16 protein-coding genes are annotated in these 16946 nt (G+C 37.1%); all 16 read left to right on the top strand.

What is annotated here, in order from left to right; translation table 11 throughout:
- Positions 1-6: 6 nt before the first annotated feature.
- Entirely contained in the window at positions 7-333 is a 327-nt protein-coding gene (locus HNR27_RS07115) for a hypothetical protein (RefSeq protein ID WP_429339243.1), read from the top strand.
- Between the two features lie 217 nt (positions 334-550).
- Positions 551-2359, top strand: a complete 1809-nt coding sequence (gene lepA, locus HNR27_RS07110; RefSeq protein WP_212921080.1) for a translation elongation factor 4 — start codon at positions 551-553, stop codon at positions 2357-2359.
- Positions 2360-2430: 71 nt separating this feature from the next.
- The gene (hemW, locus tag HNR27_RS07105; protein WP_429339242.1) at positions 2431-3588 is read left to right on the top strand and encodes a radical SAM family heme chaperone HemW; all 1158 of its coding nucleotides are present in this window, start codon (positions 2431-2433) and stop codon (positions 3586-3588) included.
- A gap of 77 nt (positions 3589-3665) precedes the next feature.
- Positions 3666-4697 (top strand): heat-inducible transcriptional repressor HrcA, encoded by a 1032-nt coding sequence (hrcA, locus tag HNR27_RS07100; protein WP_429339241.1) that lies wholly within the window; start codon positions 3666-3668, stop codon positions 4695-4697.
- Positions 4698-4781: 84 nt separating this feature from the next.
- Entirely contained in the window at positions 4782-5336 is a 555-nt protein-coding gene (gene grpE, locus HNR27_RS07095; RefSeq protein ID WP_429339496.1) for a nucleotide exchange factor GrpE, read from the top strand.
- Between the two features lie 34 nt (positions 5337-5370).
- Positions 5371-7197: a molecular chaperone DnaK gene (gene dnaK / locus HNR27_RS07090; RefSeq protein ID WP_429339240.1), complete on the top strand. Its 1827-nt coding sequence runs from the start codon at positions 5371-5373 to the stop codon at positions 7195-7197.
- Positions 7198-7612: 415 nt separating this feature from the next.
- Positions 7613-8740, top strand: a complete 1128-nt coding sequence (gene dnaJ / locus HNR27_RS07085) for a molecular chaperone DnaJ (RefSeq protein ID WP_429339239.1) — start codon at positions 7613-7615, stop codon at positions 8738-8740.
- Positions 8741-8806: 66 nt separating this feature from the next.
- The gene (gene prmA / locus HNR27_RS07080) at positions 8807-9745 is read left to right on the top strand and encodes a 50S ribosomal protein L11 methyltransferase (RefSeq protein ID WP_429339238.1); all 939 of its coding nucleotides are present in this window, start codon (positions 8807-8809) and stop codon (positions 9743-9745) included.
- Between the two features lie 9 nt (positions 9746-9754).
- The gene (locus HNR27_RS07075) at positions 9755-10525 is read left to right on the top strand and encodes a 16S rRNA (uracil(1498)-N(3))-methyltransferase (protein ID WP_429339237.1); all 771 of its coding nucleotides are present in this window, start codon (positions 9755-9757) and stop codon (positions 10523-10525) included.
- The gene (mtaB, locus tag HNR27_RS07070; RefSeq protein WP_212921073.1) at positions 10513-11868 is read left to right on the top strand and encodes a tRNA (N(6)-L-threonylcarbamoyladenosine(37)-C(2))-methylthiotransferase MtaB; all 1356 of its coding nucleotides are present in this window, start codon (positions 10513-10515) and stop codon (positions 11866-11868) included. The genes HNR27_RS07075 and mtaB overlap by 13 nt, the downstream gene beginning before the upstream one ends.
- 327 nt (positions 11869-12195) lie before the next feature.
- Positions 12196-12867 carry a deoxyribose-phosphate aldolase gene (deoC, locus tag HNR27_RS07065; RefSeq protein WP_429339236.1) on the top strand — a complete coding sequence of 224 codons (672 nt, stop codon included), beginning with the start codon at positions 12196-12198 and terminating at the stop codon, positions 12865-12867.
- A gap of 122 nt (positions 12868-12989) precedes the next feature.
- Positions 12990-13166 carry a 30S ribosomal protein S21 gene (rpsU, locus tag HNR27_RS07060; RefSeq protein ID WP_042145999.1) on the top strand — a complete coding sequence of 59 codons (177 nt, stop codon included), beginning with the start codon at positions 12990-12992 and terminating at the stop codon, positions 13164-13166.
- A gap of 15 nt (positions 13167-13181) precedes the next feature.
- A complete protein-coding gene (locus HNR27_RS07055; RefSeq protein WP_212921071.1) occupies positions 13182-13628 on the top strand; it encodes a GatB/YqeY domain-containing protein in 447 nt (148 codons plus the stop codon).
- 212 nt (positions 13629-13840) lie between these two features.
- On the top strand, positions 13841-15172 hold the full coding sequence (locus tag HNR27_RS07050; protein WP_429339235.1) for an NfeD family protein: 1332 nt from the start codon (positions 13841-13843) through the stop codon (positions 15170-15172).
- A 51-nt stretch (positions 15173-15223) separates the two neighbouring features.
- Entirely contained in the window at positions 15224-16222 is a 999-nt protein-coding gene (gene floA / locus HNR27_RS07045) for a flotillin-like protein FloA (RefSeq protein ID WP_212921069.1), read from the top strand.
- A 39-nt stretch (positions 16223-16261) separates the two neighbouring features.
- Positions 16262-16861: a hypothetical protein gene (locus HNR27_RS07040; RefSeq protein WP_429339234.1), complete on the top strand. Its 600-nt coding sequence runs from the start codon at positions 16262-16264 to the stop codon at positions 16859-16861.
- Positions 16862-16946: the final 85 nt, after the last annotated feature.

Genomic DNA, 16946 nt, shown 5'->3' with positions numbered 1-16946 from the left:
GTATTCATGTTTAGATTTATATCTGTCTCATTATTACTGGTAGTGTGTTTTTTAATAGGAGCAATTGTGGGCATTGATTATACCGGAGCAGGTGACTCTGTTCAGCCTGTCAAAACAGGAGTTCAAGAAGCTGCTAAAGAAGTGGGACATACATCAACGAAACAACCAAGTGAGACAGAAAATGTAAATCAACAAACCGTTGCTCAAGAACTTTCCGAGTCCAATGATAATCATCTCAGTCAGAAAACTGCATCTTTTCTAGAGACCATTGTAAAAGGCTTCTATGATACAATTGTTGAAATTTTGTATTCGATTTCACAGCTGTTCTTTTAGGGTTAACGAAGTTGTGTATTATATTGAATTAAGGGCTATTATCTTACTGGATAGTAGCTCTTTCTATTAATTAAATAACTCTTTCTTGAAAGTAAAGATAGCAATTGCTATAATCATCCTAGCAATTATCGTATTATTCTCCAATTTTTATGGATTAAAGTACGGCGAATTTTTGTTTTTTACATTAGGTAAAAGGCAATAGGAGTGAACATCAAGTATGGCGAGAAAACAAGCAAATGTGCGAAACTTTTCTATTATTGCTCATATTGATCACGGCAAGTCAACGCTAGCGGATCGAATTTTGGAAAATACCCAGACGGTTACCAAGCGGGAAATGAAGGACCAAATTCTTGATGCGATGGATTTGGAAAGAGAACGTGGTATTACCATTAAATTAAATGCCGTTCAATTACATTATACAAGTAAGAGCGGAGAAGATTTTACGTTTCATTTAATAGATACCCCAGGACATGTCGATTTTACATATGAAGTATCTAGAAGCTTAGCAGCCTGTGAAGGGGCAATTTTAGTAGTAGATGCCGCACAGGGAATCGAAGCACAAACATTAGCAAATGTTTACTTGGCATTAGATAATGACCTAGAAATAATTCCGGTTATTAATAAAATTGATTTGCCAAGTGCTGATCCTGAGCGTGTAAAAAAAGAATTAGAAGAAGTTATCGGAATAAATCCTGATGATTGTATTTTAGCTTCTGCTAAAGCAAATATTGGTATAGAGGAAATATTAGAGCGTATTACTGAAGCGGTTCCGCCGCCAGAAGGGGACCCAGAGGCACCTTTAAAAGCGCTTATCTTTGATTCCTTATATGATTCTTATCGCGGCGTAGTAGCGTATGTATGTGTTAAAGAGGGTTCTGTTAAGGTTGGCGACCGGATTAAGATGATGGCAACTGGTAAGGAATTTGAAGTGAACGAGGTCGGAGTATTTACACCTAAGGCTTTGCCACTTAAAGAGCTATCTGTGGGGGATGTTGGTTACTTAACAGCATCGATTAAGAACGTTAGTGATACCCATGTTGGGGATACCATTACATTATCAACTAATCCAGCTGATGAACCACTTCCGGGGTACAGACGCTTAAATCCGATGGTATATTGCGGACTATATCCAGTAGACTCTAATAAATATAATGACCTTCGTGAAGCGTTGGAGCGCTTAGAACTTAATGATTCTGCACTTCAATACGAAGCTGAAACCTCTCAGGCGTTAGGTTTTGGTTTCCGTTGTGGATTTTTAGGCTTATTACATATGGAAATTATTCAGGAGCGTATTGAACGGGAATTTAAGATTGATTTAATCACTACTGCACCGAGTGTAATTTATGAGGTAGAGCAAACAGATGGTGAAATGTTAAAAATTGATAACCCGTCAATGATGCCTGATCCGCAAAAGATTCAGGAAATCCTTGAGCCATATGTGAAAGCTTCCATTATGGTGCCAAATGAGTATGTTGGAGCAGTGATGGAAATTTCACAACGTAAACGTGGTCAGTTTATTGACATGGAGTATTTAGATGATGTTCGCGTTAATGTCATTTATCATATTCCACTGTCAGAAATTGTTTATGACTTTTTTGACCAATTGAAATCAAATACGAAGGGCTATGCTTCATTTGACTATGAATTGATTGGTTATCAACCATCAAAATTGGTAAAAATGGATATTCTCCTTAATGGAGAGACTATTGATGCACTATCCTTTATCGTACATAAAGATTTTGCTTATGATAGAGGAAAGATGATCGTAGAAAAGCTGAAAGAACTCATTCCAAGACAGCAATTCGAGGTGCCAGTCCAAGCGGCAATAGGAAATAAAATTGTTGCCAGGTCTACAATCAAGGCAATGCGAAAAAACGTTTTAGCGAAGTGCTACGGTGGTGACATATCGCGTAAGCGTAAATTACTAGAGAAACAAAAAGAAGGTAAAAAGCGCATGAAAATGGTTGGATCTGTCGAAGTACCACAGGAAGCATTTATGGCTGTTCTAAAAATGAATGAAGAATAGATAGAAAATGGGAGAACTTATATAAGTTTTTCCTTTTCTTTTTTCTAAACCTACTGTTAGGAGAATTTAAAATGATTAATTCTGTATATATTCATATTCCGTTTTGCCAGCATATTTGTCATTATTGTGATTTTACGAAGTTCTTTTATAATGAGAAATCCGCTGATGATTATCTAACTGCCTTAGAAAAGGAAATAAATACGCAATTGCCTGGGAAAAATAATCCTGTTAAAACTATTTTTATCGGTGGGGGTACGCCAACGGCATTAAGTCATCCACAATTAAAACGTCTTTTGGAGCTTGTTCAGGAAAAATTTAATATTTCGGCATGTGAAGAGTATACTATTGAAGCAAATCCAGGAGACTTTGATAAAGAAAAAGCAAAGCTATTAATGGACTATGGGGTAAACCGAGTATCTTTAGGTGTCCAGGTTTTTGATGATGCGATGCTTGCTGAATTAGGTAGGGTACATCGTATTAAAGATGTTTATAAAACCATAGATATTTTAAAACAACATAATTTAACTAATATAAGCTTAGATTTAATATACGCCTTACCAAAACAAACTGCCCGGCATTTTGAAAATACAGTGACGGAAGCAATCTCATTTGATTTACCACATTATTCCGCCTACTCCCTGCAGATTGAACCGAAAACAATTTTCTATAATCGGTATAAAAAGGGGCAACTCCATCGTCCTACACAGGAAGAAGAAGTTCTAATGTATGAAGTTTTAAAGACAAAAATGCATAAAAACGGAAAAGCACAATATGAAATTAGTAACTTTGCCGAGCCAGGGTTTGAAAGTAAGCATAATTTAACGTATTGGAACAATGATTATTATTATGGATTTGGTGCTGGTGCGAGTGGTTATCTCCCTGGTAAGCGTACATTGAATATTCGGCCATTACCGGCATATATAAAGCAAGCTATGGAGGATGGGAATCCCATTCTAAAAATAGATCATATCTCGTTAAAGGAACAAATTGAGGAGGAATTGTTCCTTGGGCTGCGTAAGCTTGAAGGTGTAAATAAGAATGACTTTCATCAAAAGTATGGTTTTTCATATGAAAGATTATACAAACAGCAAATCCTAGAGCTTAAACAGAAAGGCTGGCTAGTAGAAGAGGGGGATAACATCCATTTGACAGACCAGGGACTATTATTTGGAAATGAGGTATTTTCCTATTTTCTTTTAGACAAGCTAGACCTCGAGCATGTGCATTGACAAAAAAATAAGGATTTGGTAATTTATTATTATAATTAGCACTCGGAGGAAGAGAGTGCTAACAGGGGTGATCATTTATGTTAACAGATAGGCAATTACTAATTTTGCAAGTTATTATAGATGATTTTATTGAATCAGCTCACCCAGTTGGCTCACGTGCTATCTCGAAAAAAGATGAGATTTCCTACAGTGCTGCAACCATTCGGAATGTGATGGCTGATTTGGAAGAAATGGGATATATTGAAAAAACCCATTCCTCCTCAGGACGTATTCCCTCTGAAAAGGGTTATCGCTATTATGTGGACCATGTAATTGCACCATCAGTTGATAAAACGAATTTAAACATCATAAAGGGTATGCTACAAGGAGAGTTTATTGACTTTGAGAAGCTTGTACAAAAATCAGCAGAGGTGCTATCCGACTTAACGAACTATACATCGATAATACTTGGCCCTGAGATTTTTGAAACGAGAGTTAAGCAGATGCAAATCGTACCATTGTCTGAAAATACTGCGGTTGCTATTCTAATTACTGATTCAGGTCATGTGGAGCATCATTCCTTCAGTATTCCGAATGAGATAAGTGCATCAGATTTAGAAAAAATGGTAAACATTTTGAATGAACGATTGAAAGGGGTATCCCTTGCGAAATTACCAGAGCTATTAAACACTGAAGTGGTTTCTCTGATGAAAAAGTACGTACAGGATTTTGAAAAATCATATCACTATTTAAAATCGGCTTTTAGCGAACAACCTGTTAAGCTTTATATTGGTGGGAGAACCAATCTATTAACACAGCCAGAATTTAATGATATTAACAAAATCCGTTCTTTTTATCGTATGATGGAAAATGAGGATGAAGTGGTCAACTTATTAAAGGTACCACAACAGGGAATAAGGGTTACTATTGGTAGGGAAAATGAATTAGAGGCTATTCAAGACTTTAGTTTAATAACAGCTTCTTATCAATTACGTGATGAACAAATGGGAACCATTGCATTAATTGGACCAACGAGGATGGAATATCGTAAGGTTATAACATTGTTAAATGCATTATCAAATGAAATGACAGATGTATTGTACTTATGGTATAAAAACAACAGTAAGTAAATAATTGATAAGATCATACAGCAACTGTATGATTGTGATGGATGTTGGAGGTGCTAAAGCGTGGCGGAAAAAGATATCACTCAAATGGAAGAAGAAAATCTGACAGAAGAGAAGCAAATAGATGAAGAGGAAGCAACAGATACATCCGATGCTCCTGTAGAAGAATCTCCAGAAGAAGAGATGAATGATCTCGTTCAAGAGATAGAAAATTTGAAGCAGGAAAAGGAAGAATTGTATCAACGATTTCTAAGAACACAAGCAGAATTTGATAATTTTAAGAAACGCTCACAAAAAGAAAAGGAAGCAGATCGGAAATACAAGGCACAGGATCTTGTGACTGAATTATTACCTGCTATTGATAACTTTGAGCGAGCGTTACAGGTTGAAGTAACTGACGAAAATAAAAATCTACTAGATGGGATTTCGATGGTATACAGACAATTGGTAGATGCTCTAAAATCACAGGGCGTAGAAATCATTGAAGCGGTTGGAAAGGAATTTGATCCAAATATTCATCAAGCAGTCATGCAGGTGGAGGATGATAATTTTGAATCCAATATCGTAGTAGAGGATTTACAAAAAGGCTATCTCATAAAAGATCGCGTAATCCGACCAGCAATGGTCAAGGTTAATAAATAAACGCTTTTTGTATGTATCAAGGAGGAAATAGACTATGGGTAAAATTATCGGAATTGACTTAGGAACTACAAACTCATGTGTTGCAGTGATGGAAGGTGGGGAAGCAGTAGTCATCCCTAACCCGGAAGGAAACCGAACTACTCCATCAGCTGTAGCATTTAAAAATGGTGAACGTCAAGTAGGGGAAGTTGCAAAGCGTCAAGCAATAACAAACCCTAATACGATACTTTCCATTAAACGTCATATGGGAACTGATTATAAGGAAAGAGTGGAAGATAAAGACTATACACCACAAGAACTCTCAGCTATTATTCTTCAATACTTAAAATCATATGCAGAAGATTATATTGGAGAAAAAGTAGATAAAGCTGTTATTACTGTTCCAGCATATTTCAACGATGCTCAGCGTCAAGCAACTAAAGATGCAGGTAGAATTGCTGGCCTTGAGGTAGAACGTATAATCAATGAACCAACAGCTGCAGCATTAGCATACGGTATTGAAAAAGCAGATCAAGACCAAACAATTTTAGTATATGACCTCGGTGGTGGTACGTTTGACGTATCAATCCTTGATATTGGTGAAGGTACATTTGAAGTTATTGCTACTGCTGGTGACAATAAGCTTGGTGGCGATGATTTTGATGATGTAATCATGAATTACTTAGTACAAGAGTTCAAAAAAGAAAATGGTATTGATCTTTCTAAGGATAAAATGGCAATGCAACGTCTAAAAGATGCTGCTGAGAAAGCAAAGAAAGACTTATCAGGGGTATCTCAAACACAAATTTCTCTTCCATTTATTACTGCTGGAGAAGCAGGACCTTTACATTTGGAAATGAGTTTATCTCGTGCGAAATTTGAAGAGCTATCAGCAGAATTAGTAGAACGTACTATGATTCCTACTCGTAAAGCATTACGTGATGCTGATTTAACTGCTAACGATATCGACAAAGTACTACTTGTTGGTGGTTCAACTCGAATTCCAGCAGTTCAAGAAGCAATTAAACGTGAGATTGGAAAAGAACCATCAAAAGGAGTTAACCCTGATGAAGTTGTAGCATTAGGTGCTGCCATCCAAGGTGGAGTTCTCCAAGGGGATGTTAAAGATGTTGTATTACTAGACGTTACACCACTTTCATTAGGTATTGAAACAATGGGCGGTGTATTTACAAAACTAATTGAACGTAATACAACTATACCAACAAGTCATTCACAAATCTTCTCAACGGCAGCTGATAACCAAACAGCTGTAGACATTCATGTGCTTCAAGGGGAACGCGAAATGGCTGCGGATAATAAAACGCTTGGTCGTTTCCAATTAACAGATATTCCGCCAGCACCAAGGGGAATTCCGCAAATCGAAGTTAGCTTTGATATTGATGCGAATGGTATTGTAAATGTTCGTGCAAAAGATATGGGAACAAATAAAGAACAATCTATTACTATTAAGTCATCCTCAGGTTTATCTGATGAAGAAGTAGACCGTATGGTTCGAGAAGCAGAGGAAAATGCTGAAGCAGATAAGAAGCGTCGAGAAGAAGTTGATTTACGTAATGAATCTGATCAATTGATTTTCACGACCGAAAAAACATTGAAAGACCTTGCTGATAAAGTTTCTGAAGATGAAAAGAAGAAGGCTGAAGCTGCAAAAGACGAATTGAAGAAAGCACTAGAATCCAATGATATTGAGCAGATTAGAGTGAAAAAAGAAGCATTATCTGAGCAAGTTCAACAATTGTCTGTGAAGCTTTATGAGCAAATGGCACAACAAAATCAAGCAGCAGAAGATCAACCAAATCAAAAGGCTTCTGATGACGTAGTAGATGCGGACTATCAAGAAGTAGACGATGATAATAAATAATTTTATATGAAAAGTGAAAAAGTCAAAGTCAGGACCTTCTTGGCTTTGGCTTTTTTTCTCGAGAATATTTTATAGTTTGTTAAATAGTTGATGAGTGGTCTCTAGCGATTTGAATATATGTGAACTCATGCGGGAATATTGATAGATAATTTTTGGCGATATTTGTAGTCTCAAACGTGGAAACCCCGTTGAGTGTAATCCAGCGATGCTAAGTGCCACTCGAAAATAGAATTATAATGAGACTATCCTGCTTGTGACTAAGTGTTTAGAGGACAGGAGAACAAATAGTTAACGGGAAACGAGATAGAGCCTCAGGGCATAACCTATAGCAACAAAAGCTTGACCATTTGCCATCATAATATTATTAATGTTATGATTACCTTTATGTGAAAGTGATTCGGGAGAGTGATTTATAGTGGCAAAACGTGACTATTATGAAGTTTTAGGCCTGGAAAAAAGTGCCTCAAAAGAAGAAATTAAAAAAGCTTACCGTAAGCTTGCAAGACAATATCACCCAGATGTAAATAAAGAGGCGGATGCTGCAGATAAATTTAAAGAAGTGAAAGAAGCATACGAAACCCTGTCAAATGATCAAAAACGTGCTCAATATGATCAATTCGGTCATGCGGGCATGAATGGTGGCCAAGGCTTTGGTGGATTTGGTGGTTCTGCAGATTTTGGAGGATTCGGTGATATATTTGACATGTTCTTTGGTGGTGGCGGACGTAGAAGAGACCCGAATGCACCACAGCAAGGAGCAGACTTACAATATACAATGATTTTAGATTTTGAAGAAGCAATTTTTGGAAAGGAAACCGATATTTCCGTACCAAAAGAAGAGAAATGTGATACTTGTCATGGCTCAGGTGCTAAACCGGGAACCAAAGCGGAAACCTGTTCCCATTGTCATGGTTCTGGTCAACTAAACACCGAGCAGAATACGCCTTTTGGGCGAGTAGTCAATCGTCGAGTATGTCATTATTGCAATGGAACTGGTAAGATTATTCCTGAAAAATGTGCAACATGTGGCGGGAAAGGAACTGTCAAAAAGAATAAAAAAATCCATATTAATATTCCTGCTGGTATTGATGATGGTCAACAAATCCGCATAGCAGGCAAGGGTGAGCCAGGTAAAAACGGTGGACCTGCCGGTGACTTGTACGTGGTTATCCAAGTTAGAAACCATGATTTCTTTACTCGCGAAGGTGACAACATTTTCTGTGAGCTTCCATTAACCTTTGCTCAAGCTGCGCTAGGAGATGAAGTAGAAGTTCCGACAGTACATGGTAAAGTAAAACTTAAGATTCCTGCTGGTACACAAACAGGAAAGACTTTTCGTTTAAAAGGAAAAGGTGCTCCTAATGTAAGAGGCTATGGCCAAGGTGATCAACATATTAAAGTTAGAATTGTTACGCCAACAAACCTAACTGAACGACAAAAGGATATTTTAAGAGAATTTAATGAAATTGCCGGAAATGAAGCAACAGAAGAACAAGAGGATTCACTATTTAAACGTTTCAAAAAGGCTTTTAAAGGGGAATAAGGGTGTTACTTATAACACCCCCCATACATAAAAATATGAAAATTATAAGAAATGAGCGTGATTCATTTGAAGTGGTCAGAAATCTGTATACACACAACGAATGAAGCAATAGAACCTATTTCTAATATTCTGCATGAATCGGGTGCAAATGGTGTTGTAATCGAAAACCCATTAGATTTAAGTATGGAAAGAGAATCGGTATTTGGAGAAATTTTTGAACTAAGTATTGAAGATTATCCGCCAGAAGGGGTTTATGTGAAAGCATATTTGCCATCTAATAGTTTTTTACATGAAACTGTTGAGGAAATTAAGCAAGAAATAACTAATTTAAGCAGTTTTGGTATTGACCTTGGTTCCAATTCCGTTACTATTAATGAGGTAGATGAAGAAAACTGGGCAACGGCATGGAAAAAATACTATAAGCCTGCAAAAATAACAGATAAGATTACTATTACGCCAAGCTGGGAAGAATATACACCGAAATCTAGTGAGGAAGTTATTATTGAATTAGATCCTGGAATGGCATTTGGAACAGGAACTCATCCTACTACGATTCTGAGCATACAAGCATTAGAAAAATACATTCGAAAAAATGATCTAGTGATTGATGTTGGGTGTGGTTCTGGGGTTCTAAGTATAGCTGCAGCACTTCTAGGAGCGAATGAAGTATATGCCTATGATTTAGACGAGGTAGCTGTAAATAGTACTGAATTAAATACTAAGCTGAATAAGGTTGATCAAGTTGTTCATACGAAGCAAAACAACTTATTAAATGGTGTAAATAGACAAGCGAATGTAATTGTTTCCAATATATTAGCTGAAATAATCGTTAAATTTACAAAAGATGCCAAAGAAAATTTAGTACCTGGTGGTTATTTTATTACCTCTGGAATCATTCAAGCAAAAAAGCAAATGGTCATCGATGATTTAGAAAACCAAGGATTTAACATAGTGGAAATAAATGAGCTGGAAGACTGGGTGTCAATTATTGCCCAAAAAAAGTAGGTGCTACATATGCAAAGGTATTTTATTCCGAACGCAAACTGGCAAAATAATACAATAAGCATAGAGGGCGATGATGCCCATCATATTATACGAGTTATGCGGATGCAAGCTGGGGATAAGATAATTTGTAATAAGCTTGATGCAAGTGCTGCAATTTGCGAAATAACAGAGTTAAATACGGACCGTGTGACTGCAGAGGTTTTGGAATGGCTAGAGTCTATTACGGAATTGCCAGTTAATGTGACAATTGCTCAAGGGTTGCCAAAAGGTGATAAGATAGAGCTAGTCCTGCAGAAGGGAACAGAACTAGGAGCATATGCATTTATTCCTTTTCAGGCTGAGCGATCTGTAGTAAAATGGGATGCTAGAAAAACCGATAAGAAATTAATTCGCTTTTCAAAAATTGTAAAAGAAGCTAGTGAACAAAGCCATCGCAATCGAATTCCAGAAATAAAACAAGCCATGAATTTATCACAGCTAATCCAAGAGGGTCAACGATACGATATAAAATTGTTTGCATATGAAGAAGAGGCAAAAACGAATGAATTTCATTCATTTAGCTCGGTTATCAATCAGGTGAAAAATGATGATCATATTCTGATTTGTATCGGTCCTGAGGGTGGATTTTCACAGGAGGAAGTTACATCACTCAAGCAACATGACTTTATCCCTGTTCGGCTAGGACCAAGAATCCTACGAACGGAAACAGCAGCATTATATGCACTATCAAGTATATCCTATCATTTAGAAGAATTGGGGGGCACATCATGCCAACAGTAGCTTTTCATACATTAGGTTGTAAAGTAAATCATTATGAAACAGAAGGAATCTGGCGGATGTTTATGGAACAAGGCTATGAACGCGTAGACTTTGATCATGATTCTGATGTCTATGTTATAAATACATGTACCGTTACAAACTCTGGTGATAAAAAAAGCAGACAGGTTATCCGTCGAGCTATACGTAATAACCCAGAGGCTATTGTCTGTGTAACAGGATGTTATGCACAGACCTCACCAGGTGAAATTCTAGAAATCCCAGGTGTTGATGTTGTGGTTGGAACACAAGACCGTAAGAATATGATTCAGTACATTGAAGAGCACAAGAAAACAAGAGAACCAATTAATGGTGTTTCCAACATCATGAAAAACCGCGTATTTGAAGAAATGGATGTTCCGGAATTTTCCGATAGAACCCGTGCTTCCTTAAAGATACAAGAAGGCTGCAATAACTTCTGTACTTTCTGTATTATTCCTTGGTCTAGAGGCCTTCTTCGTTCTAGGGATCCAGAGAGTGTATTAACACAAGCACAGAAATTAGTTGATGCTGGATACAAAGAAATTGTTCTTACTGGAATTCATACTGCTGGATATGGTGAGGACTTAAATGATTATAATTTTGCTATGCTTCTACGTGACTTAGAATCAAAGGTAGATGGACTTGAGCGTATTCGAATTTCTTCGATTGAGGCAAGTCAAATTACAGATGAAGTAATTGAGGTATTGGATCAATCTGAAAAAATCGTCCGTCATCTGCATATTCCATTACAATCTGGTTCTGATTCTGTTCTAGCTCGTATGAGAAGAAAGTACTCTACAAGCTTCTACTATCAAAAGGTTGAAAAAATCCGTAAAGCACTACCAGATTTAGCAATTACATCTGATGTAATTGTTGGCTTCCCAGGTGAAACAGAGGAAGAGTTTATGGAAACATACAACTTTATTAAAAAAGTTGGCTATTCAGAGCTTCACGTTTTCCCATTCTCTAGAAGAACTGGAACTCCAGCAGCAAGGATGGAAGATCAAGTAGATGAAGATGTTAAGAATGAACGTGTGCAACGACTAATCGATTTAAACGATGAGTTAGCAAGACAGTATGCAGCACGATATGAAAATGAAGTACTTGAAGTGATTCCAGAAGAACGTGTACTAGATAAAGATAACCCAAATATGTTAGTTGGTTATACAGACAACTACTTGAAGGTTCAGTTTGAAGGTACACACGATATGATCGGTAAAATCGTACGTGTTAAGCTAACAAAGACTGGTTATCCATATAATGAAGGAACATTTGTTAGAATTATGGATTATGCAACTCATGGAAGAATGAAGGCAAATGCATAACTAGATAACTAGCATATGGCAAAGGGATGAGATATGTCCCTTTGCTTTTTTGTTTTAAGAAAACGAAGATCTGTTAATTTATATTAAAGCACTGTTTCCTAATTGAAGCTTGTGTGTGCAGAAAATAACAAAACCATACTAGCTTTCTTGGAGTATGCCCGAAGAAAAACTATGCACTTTAATCAAGCATCATTATCTTACTGCTCGGAACTTCTGTGCTGCTATGAGTAATTAGACAAAAATTTCATAGTCCTAAATTAGCATTTTCTACTTGAAAATGCTATGATACGAAAAGAGGTACGTACATCTTACGAAAGGAAGTAAAAAATGATTAAAGACATAGCGAAATATATTGATCACACTTTATTAAAACCTGACGCTACTAAGGAAAGCATTTTGGAGATTGTTAATGAGGCAAAGCAATATGAATTTGCTTCTGTTTGTGTCAATCCCCACTGGGTTTCATTATGCTACAGTGAATTAAAGGATACTCCTGTTAAGGTGTGTACGGTGATTGGTTTTCCATTAGGAGCAACATCAACAGCGACCAAAGTTTTTGAAACAAAACAGGCAATTGTTGACGGGGCAACAGAGGTAGATATGGTTATTAACATTGGCGAATTAAAGTCCGATAATGATGAGTTTGTTAAGCAGGACATACAGGCAGTGGTTGATGCAGCAAAAGGACAAGCATTAACAAAGGTGATTATAGAAACCTCACTTTTAACTGAGGATGAAAAAGTAAGGGCATGTAAATTAGCGAAAGAAGCAGGTGCTGATTTTGTAAAGACTTCCACTGGATTTTCGGGTGGTGGAGCAACAGTGGAGGATATTGCTTTAATGCGCAAAACCGTTGGACCTGAAATGGGAGTTAAAGCTTCGGGAGGCGTAAGAGGCGTTGAGTCAGCTGAGGCAATGATAAACGCTGGTGCAACACGTATTGGTGCTAGCTCTGGTATTGCAATTGTAAACGGCAGTCAAGGTTCATCGGACTATTGAAATAAAAAAGAAAAAAATAATCAGTTGACCGATGATAGTTGAATATATTATAATTACAAAAGGCATATGGCACTCATATGCCTTTATAATCTGTTTTTTGCTTCGGAGGGAGGGAAATTAGCATGTCAAATACAACTCGCGTTCGTAAAAACGAGTCTCTTGAAGATGCTCTTCGTCGCTTTAAACGTAGTGTAGCTAAAAGTGGAACACTACAAGAATATCGTAAGCGTGAACACTATGAAAAACCTAGCGTTCGTCGTAAAAAGAAATCTGAAGCTGCTAGAAAGCGTAAATTCTAAAGTAGGTGCTAGAAGATGTCATTATTATCACGGTTAAACAACGATATGAAGCAAGCAATGAAGAATAAAGACAAAGAAAGACTTAGTGTTATTCGCATGGTAAAAGCTTCAATACAGAACGAATCGATAAAACTTGGTAAAAGTGAATTATCCGAAGACGAAGATTTGACAATTTTATCAAGAGAGTTAAAACAAAGAAAAGATTCCCTCCAAGAATTTAAATCAGCTGGACGCGATGATCTTGTTGAAAAACTTGAAATGGAAATCAAAATTATTCAAGAATATATGCCAGAACAGCTTTCTGATGAGGAGCTTAAGGCAATTGTTTTAGAGACGATTCAAGAAACTGGTGCATCTTCAAAAAAAGAAATGGGTAAAGTAATGAGTCAAGTTATGCCAAAGGTAAAAGGTAAAGCAGACGGCTCAAAAATTAATAAATTAGTTCAAGAGCTATTGAATTAAATTATTCCCGACCAACCCTTGCGATTTCGCAAGGGTTTTTTAGTTTATCCGTGCAAAAAAAATTTATTCTTCTCTTTGGACTTGTCGCTTAATTCCCTATCTTGCTAGCGTATTCTATGATACTATTTATTTATAGAGTTTATTAATGAAAATTTATGAAACCTAAAACCAATATTAATCGTATAAATAACAGAATAAAGGGGGTGTATATATTGCCGAGGAAACGTTTGACAATTTATTTTCTGTTCTTCATGGTAGTTCTGTCTTTATTACTGAATCAAGGAAATATTTTCGTCCATGCAGATACGGAAGGTGGAGGGAAATTAGTTTATGTTATACCAATTGAACATAATGTCGAACGTGGTTTAGAGGCCTTCTTAGCTCGTACAACGAAAGAAGCAATAGAAGACGGAGCAGACCATATTATTTTTGAAATTAATACACCGGGCGGTAGTGTAGAAGCTGCTGATAATATTGGAACCCTAATCGCTGATTTAGAAGTACCAACTACTTCATTTGTTATTAGTCAGGCATTATCTGCCGGATCGTATATTGCTTTACATACGGATACTATTTATATGACGCCAAGGGCAACCATGGGTGCTAGCGGGATTATTAATAGTGATGGCACTGCAGCTGATAAGAAGGCTCAATCAGCATGGCTAAAAGCGATGACGAGTGCTGCAGAAGCTGGCGGCAGGGACCCACTTTATGCACGAGCTATGGCTGATTCCAGTATCGATCTACCAGATCTAAATGCACCTAAGGGTGAATTTCTAACCTTAACCCCGAAAGAGGCAGTTCAGGTTGGCTATGCAGAGGGAATCGTTGATGATCGAACCGAACTTCTTTATGAACTTGGACTTTCTAATGCAAGGGTTGTAGAGAATAAAGTTTCGTTTGCAGAAGGACTTGCTAGATTTATCACGAATCCAATTGTTGTTCCTATTCTTTTATCCCTAGCTAGCTTAGGTTTAATTGTGGAACTTTACTCACCAGGATTTGGTGTCCCGGGAACGATTGGCCTTATATCATTAGTATTATTTTTCTACGGGCATGTTGTAGCTGGCTTAGCTGGTATGGAAGCTATCATTTTACTACTAATAGGTGTTGCAATGATTATTGCAGAGTTCTTTGTTCCAGGTGGTATATTGGGCATTCTCGGTGTAGGTGCGATCATCGGATCGTTATTTATGTCAGGGGCCAATATATCAGAAATGGTAATGAGTGTTGCTATCGCCTTTTTAGTAGCAATTATTGCTACTGTAATATTATTTAGAAGAATAGGCCTAGATAAAGGTGTTTTCCGTCACGTTATTTTACGAGAAAGGACTACCACCGAATTAGGCTATGTTTCGAACCAAAATCGTTTAGACCTTATCGGAATGGAAGGAATTAGTGCTACAGCATTAAGACCTTCGGGAGTAGCCGTTATTGGTGAAGAAAGAGTCGATGTTGTTTCAGACGGGAGTTTCATTCCAATTAATCGACCAATAAAGGTCGTTAAGGTTGAAGGGGTTCGAGTAGTTGTAAGAGAATTATAAGGTTATTTATTAACCTATAAGAATAAAAACATTATTAGGAGGACAAATATTATGGATCAAGCAACAGCATCATTGATTATGCCGGTAATTCTAATAGCAGTTATTTTAATTGCCGTTGCAATCTTATTTACTTTTATTCCAGTAACTTTGTGGATTAGTGCATTAGCTGCAGGCGTACGCGTTGGCATCTTACAATTAGTAGGTATGCGTTTACGTCGTGTTGTACCAAGCAGAGTTATTAATCCATTAATCAAAGCACATAAAGCAGGTCTAGATGTGAAAACAAATCAATTAGAAAGCCACTACTTGGCTGGAGGTAATGTGGACCGGGTAGTAAATGCCTTAATCGCTGCCCACCGTGCTAATATTGAACTATCCTTTGAACGTGCTGCAGCAATTGACCTTGCTGGTCGTGATGTATTAGAAGCAGTGCAAATGAGTGTAAACCCAGAAGTGATTGAAACACCATTTATTGCTGGTATTGCGATGGATGGTATTGAAGTTAAAGCAAAAGCTAGAATTACCGTAAGAGCTAATATTGACCGACTTGTTGGGGGTGCTGGTGAAGAAACCATCATCGCTCGTGTTGGGGAAGGTGTTGTAAGTACAATTGGTAGTTCTGAAACACATGCAAAAGTATTAGAAAATCCAGATATGATTTCACACACTGTACTAGCTAAAGGATTAGATGCAGGTACTGCTTTCGAAATTCTGTCGATTGATATTGCAGACGTAGATATCGGTAAAAACATTGGTGCTATTTTACAAACAGACCAAGCGGAGGCAGATAAAAAGATTGCCCAAGCTAAAGCCGAAGAGCGTCGTGCTATGGCAGTAGCTCAAGAACAAGAAATGGTTGCGCGTGTACAAGAAATGCGTGCTAAGGTTGTTGAGGCAGAAGCAGATGTACCACTTGCACTTGCTGAAGCTTTACGTTCCGGTAAGTTAGGTGTCATGGACTACTTAAATTATGAAAATATAAATGCAGATACAGACATGCGTGATTCTATCGGAAGACTTTCAAAAGAAAACAATGAAGATAATAAGTAAAAATAATCTGGTCTACCATACCTTGAAGGGGGGAAACACATGGAAGATTTAATTGAATTTTTAATGGGTAATATTGTTGTTGTTGCTATTATTGTGATGGGAATTATCAGAGTATTAACAGGTGCAAATAAAAGCCAACAAAACAAACAGCAACCAACAAGACAACAGAATCCAACACAACCAGCAAGACAAGCACCAGTGCCTTCCCCTTCAGAAGGTCAACATAAGCCAAAACAAACGGTTTATCAATCCTCTGGTGAGAAAGTTTATGTTGAAAAAGAACAGATAGAAGAGGAACCGAGATCCACCGTATATACGACTTCTACAACTAATATTTACATGGAAGAGCAAAACCAAATGGAACAATTAAAAAATCGCATGAATATTAGTGATGATGTCTCACTTGCTGAAATTAATCAAATGGATATTTCATTAGGAACTGAAATACAGGATGAGATTAAGCATAGTGCATCTTCATCAGGTAATAAAAATAAAATGCAATTTAAAAAAGATGTAAGATCAGGGCTTAATCGAGAAGGCTTAATTAATGGAATCATTATGTCAGAGGTTCTAGGATCACCACGTGCTCGAAAACCTTATCGCAGTGTGGTTTCAGAAAGAAAGAAGCAGTCATCCTAAACTAAAAAACCCAAAAGCATATCATAATGCTTTTGGGTTTTTTGGTTCTTATCTTATGTTATTTTTCATAAATATGTATGTGAGG

The sequence above is a fragment of the Ornithinibacillus bavariensis genome, assembly GCF_050433565.1.
Taxonomy (GTDB): domain Bacteria; phylum Bacillota; class Bacilli; order Bacillales; family Amphibacillaceae; genus Ornithinibacillus; species Ornithinibacillus bavariensis.
The sequence above is the reverse complement of the archived record's forward strand: the minus strand, read 5'-3'. Positions and strand labels throughout refer to the sequence as shown.

Excerpts from the sequence above, each read along its gene's own strand:
- HNR27_RS07115 (WP_429339243.1), top strand. The coding sequence starts at position 7 with ATGTTTAGATTTATATCTGTCTCATTATTACTGGTAGTGTGTTTTTTA.
- HNR27_RS07075 (WP_429339237.1), top strand. The coding sequence starts at position 9,755 with ATGCAAAGGTATTTTATTCCGAACGCAAACTGGCAAAATAATACAATA.
- grpE (WP_429339496.1), top strand. The coding sequence starts at position 4,782 with ATGGAAGAAGAAAATCTGACAGAAGAGAAGCAAATAGATGAAGAGGAA.
- deoC (WP_429339236.1), top strand. The coding sequence starts at position 12,196 with ATGATTAAAGACATAGCGAAATATATTGATCACACTTTATTAAAACCT.
- hemW (WP_429339242.1), top strand. The coding sequence starts at position 2,431 with ATGATTAATTCTGTATATATTCATATTCCGTTTTGCCAGCATATTTGT.
- lepA (WP_212921080.1), top strand. The coding sequence starts at position 551 with ATGGCGAGAAAACAAGCAAATGTGCGAAACTTTTCTATTATTGCTCAT.
- mtaB (WP_212921073.1), top strand. The coding sequence starts at position 10,513 with ATGCCAACAGTAGCTTTTCATACATTAGGTTGTAAAGTAAATCATTAT.
- floA (WP_212921069.1), top strand. The coding sequence starts at position 15,224 with ATGGATCAAGCAACAGCATCATTGATTATGCCGGTAATTCTAATAGCA.
- dnaK (WP_429339240.1), top strand. The coding sequence starts at position 5,371 with ATGGGTAAAATTATCGGAATTGACTTAGGAACTACAAACTCATGTGTT.
- HNR27_RS07040 (WP_429339234.1), top strand. The coding sequence starts at position 16,262 with ATGGAAGATTTAATTGAATTTTTAATGGGTAATATTGTTGTTGTTGCT.
- HNR27_RS07055 (WP_212921071.1), top strand. The coding sequence starts at position 13,182 with ATGTCATTATTATCACGGTTAAACAACGATATGAAGCAAGCAATGAAG.
- rpsU (WP_042145999.1), top strand. The coding sequence starts at position 12,990 with ATGTCAAATACAACTCGCGTTCGTAAAAACGAGTCTCTTGAAGATGCT.
- hrcA (WP_429339241.1), top strand. The coding sequence starts at position 3,666 with ATGTTAACAGATAGGCAATTACTAATTTTGCAAGTTATTATAGATGAT.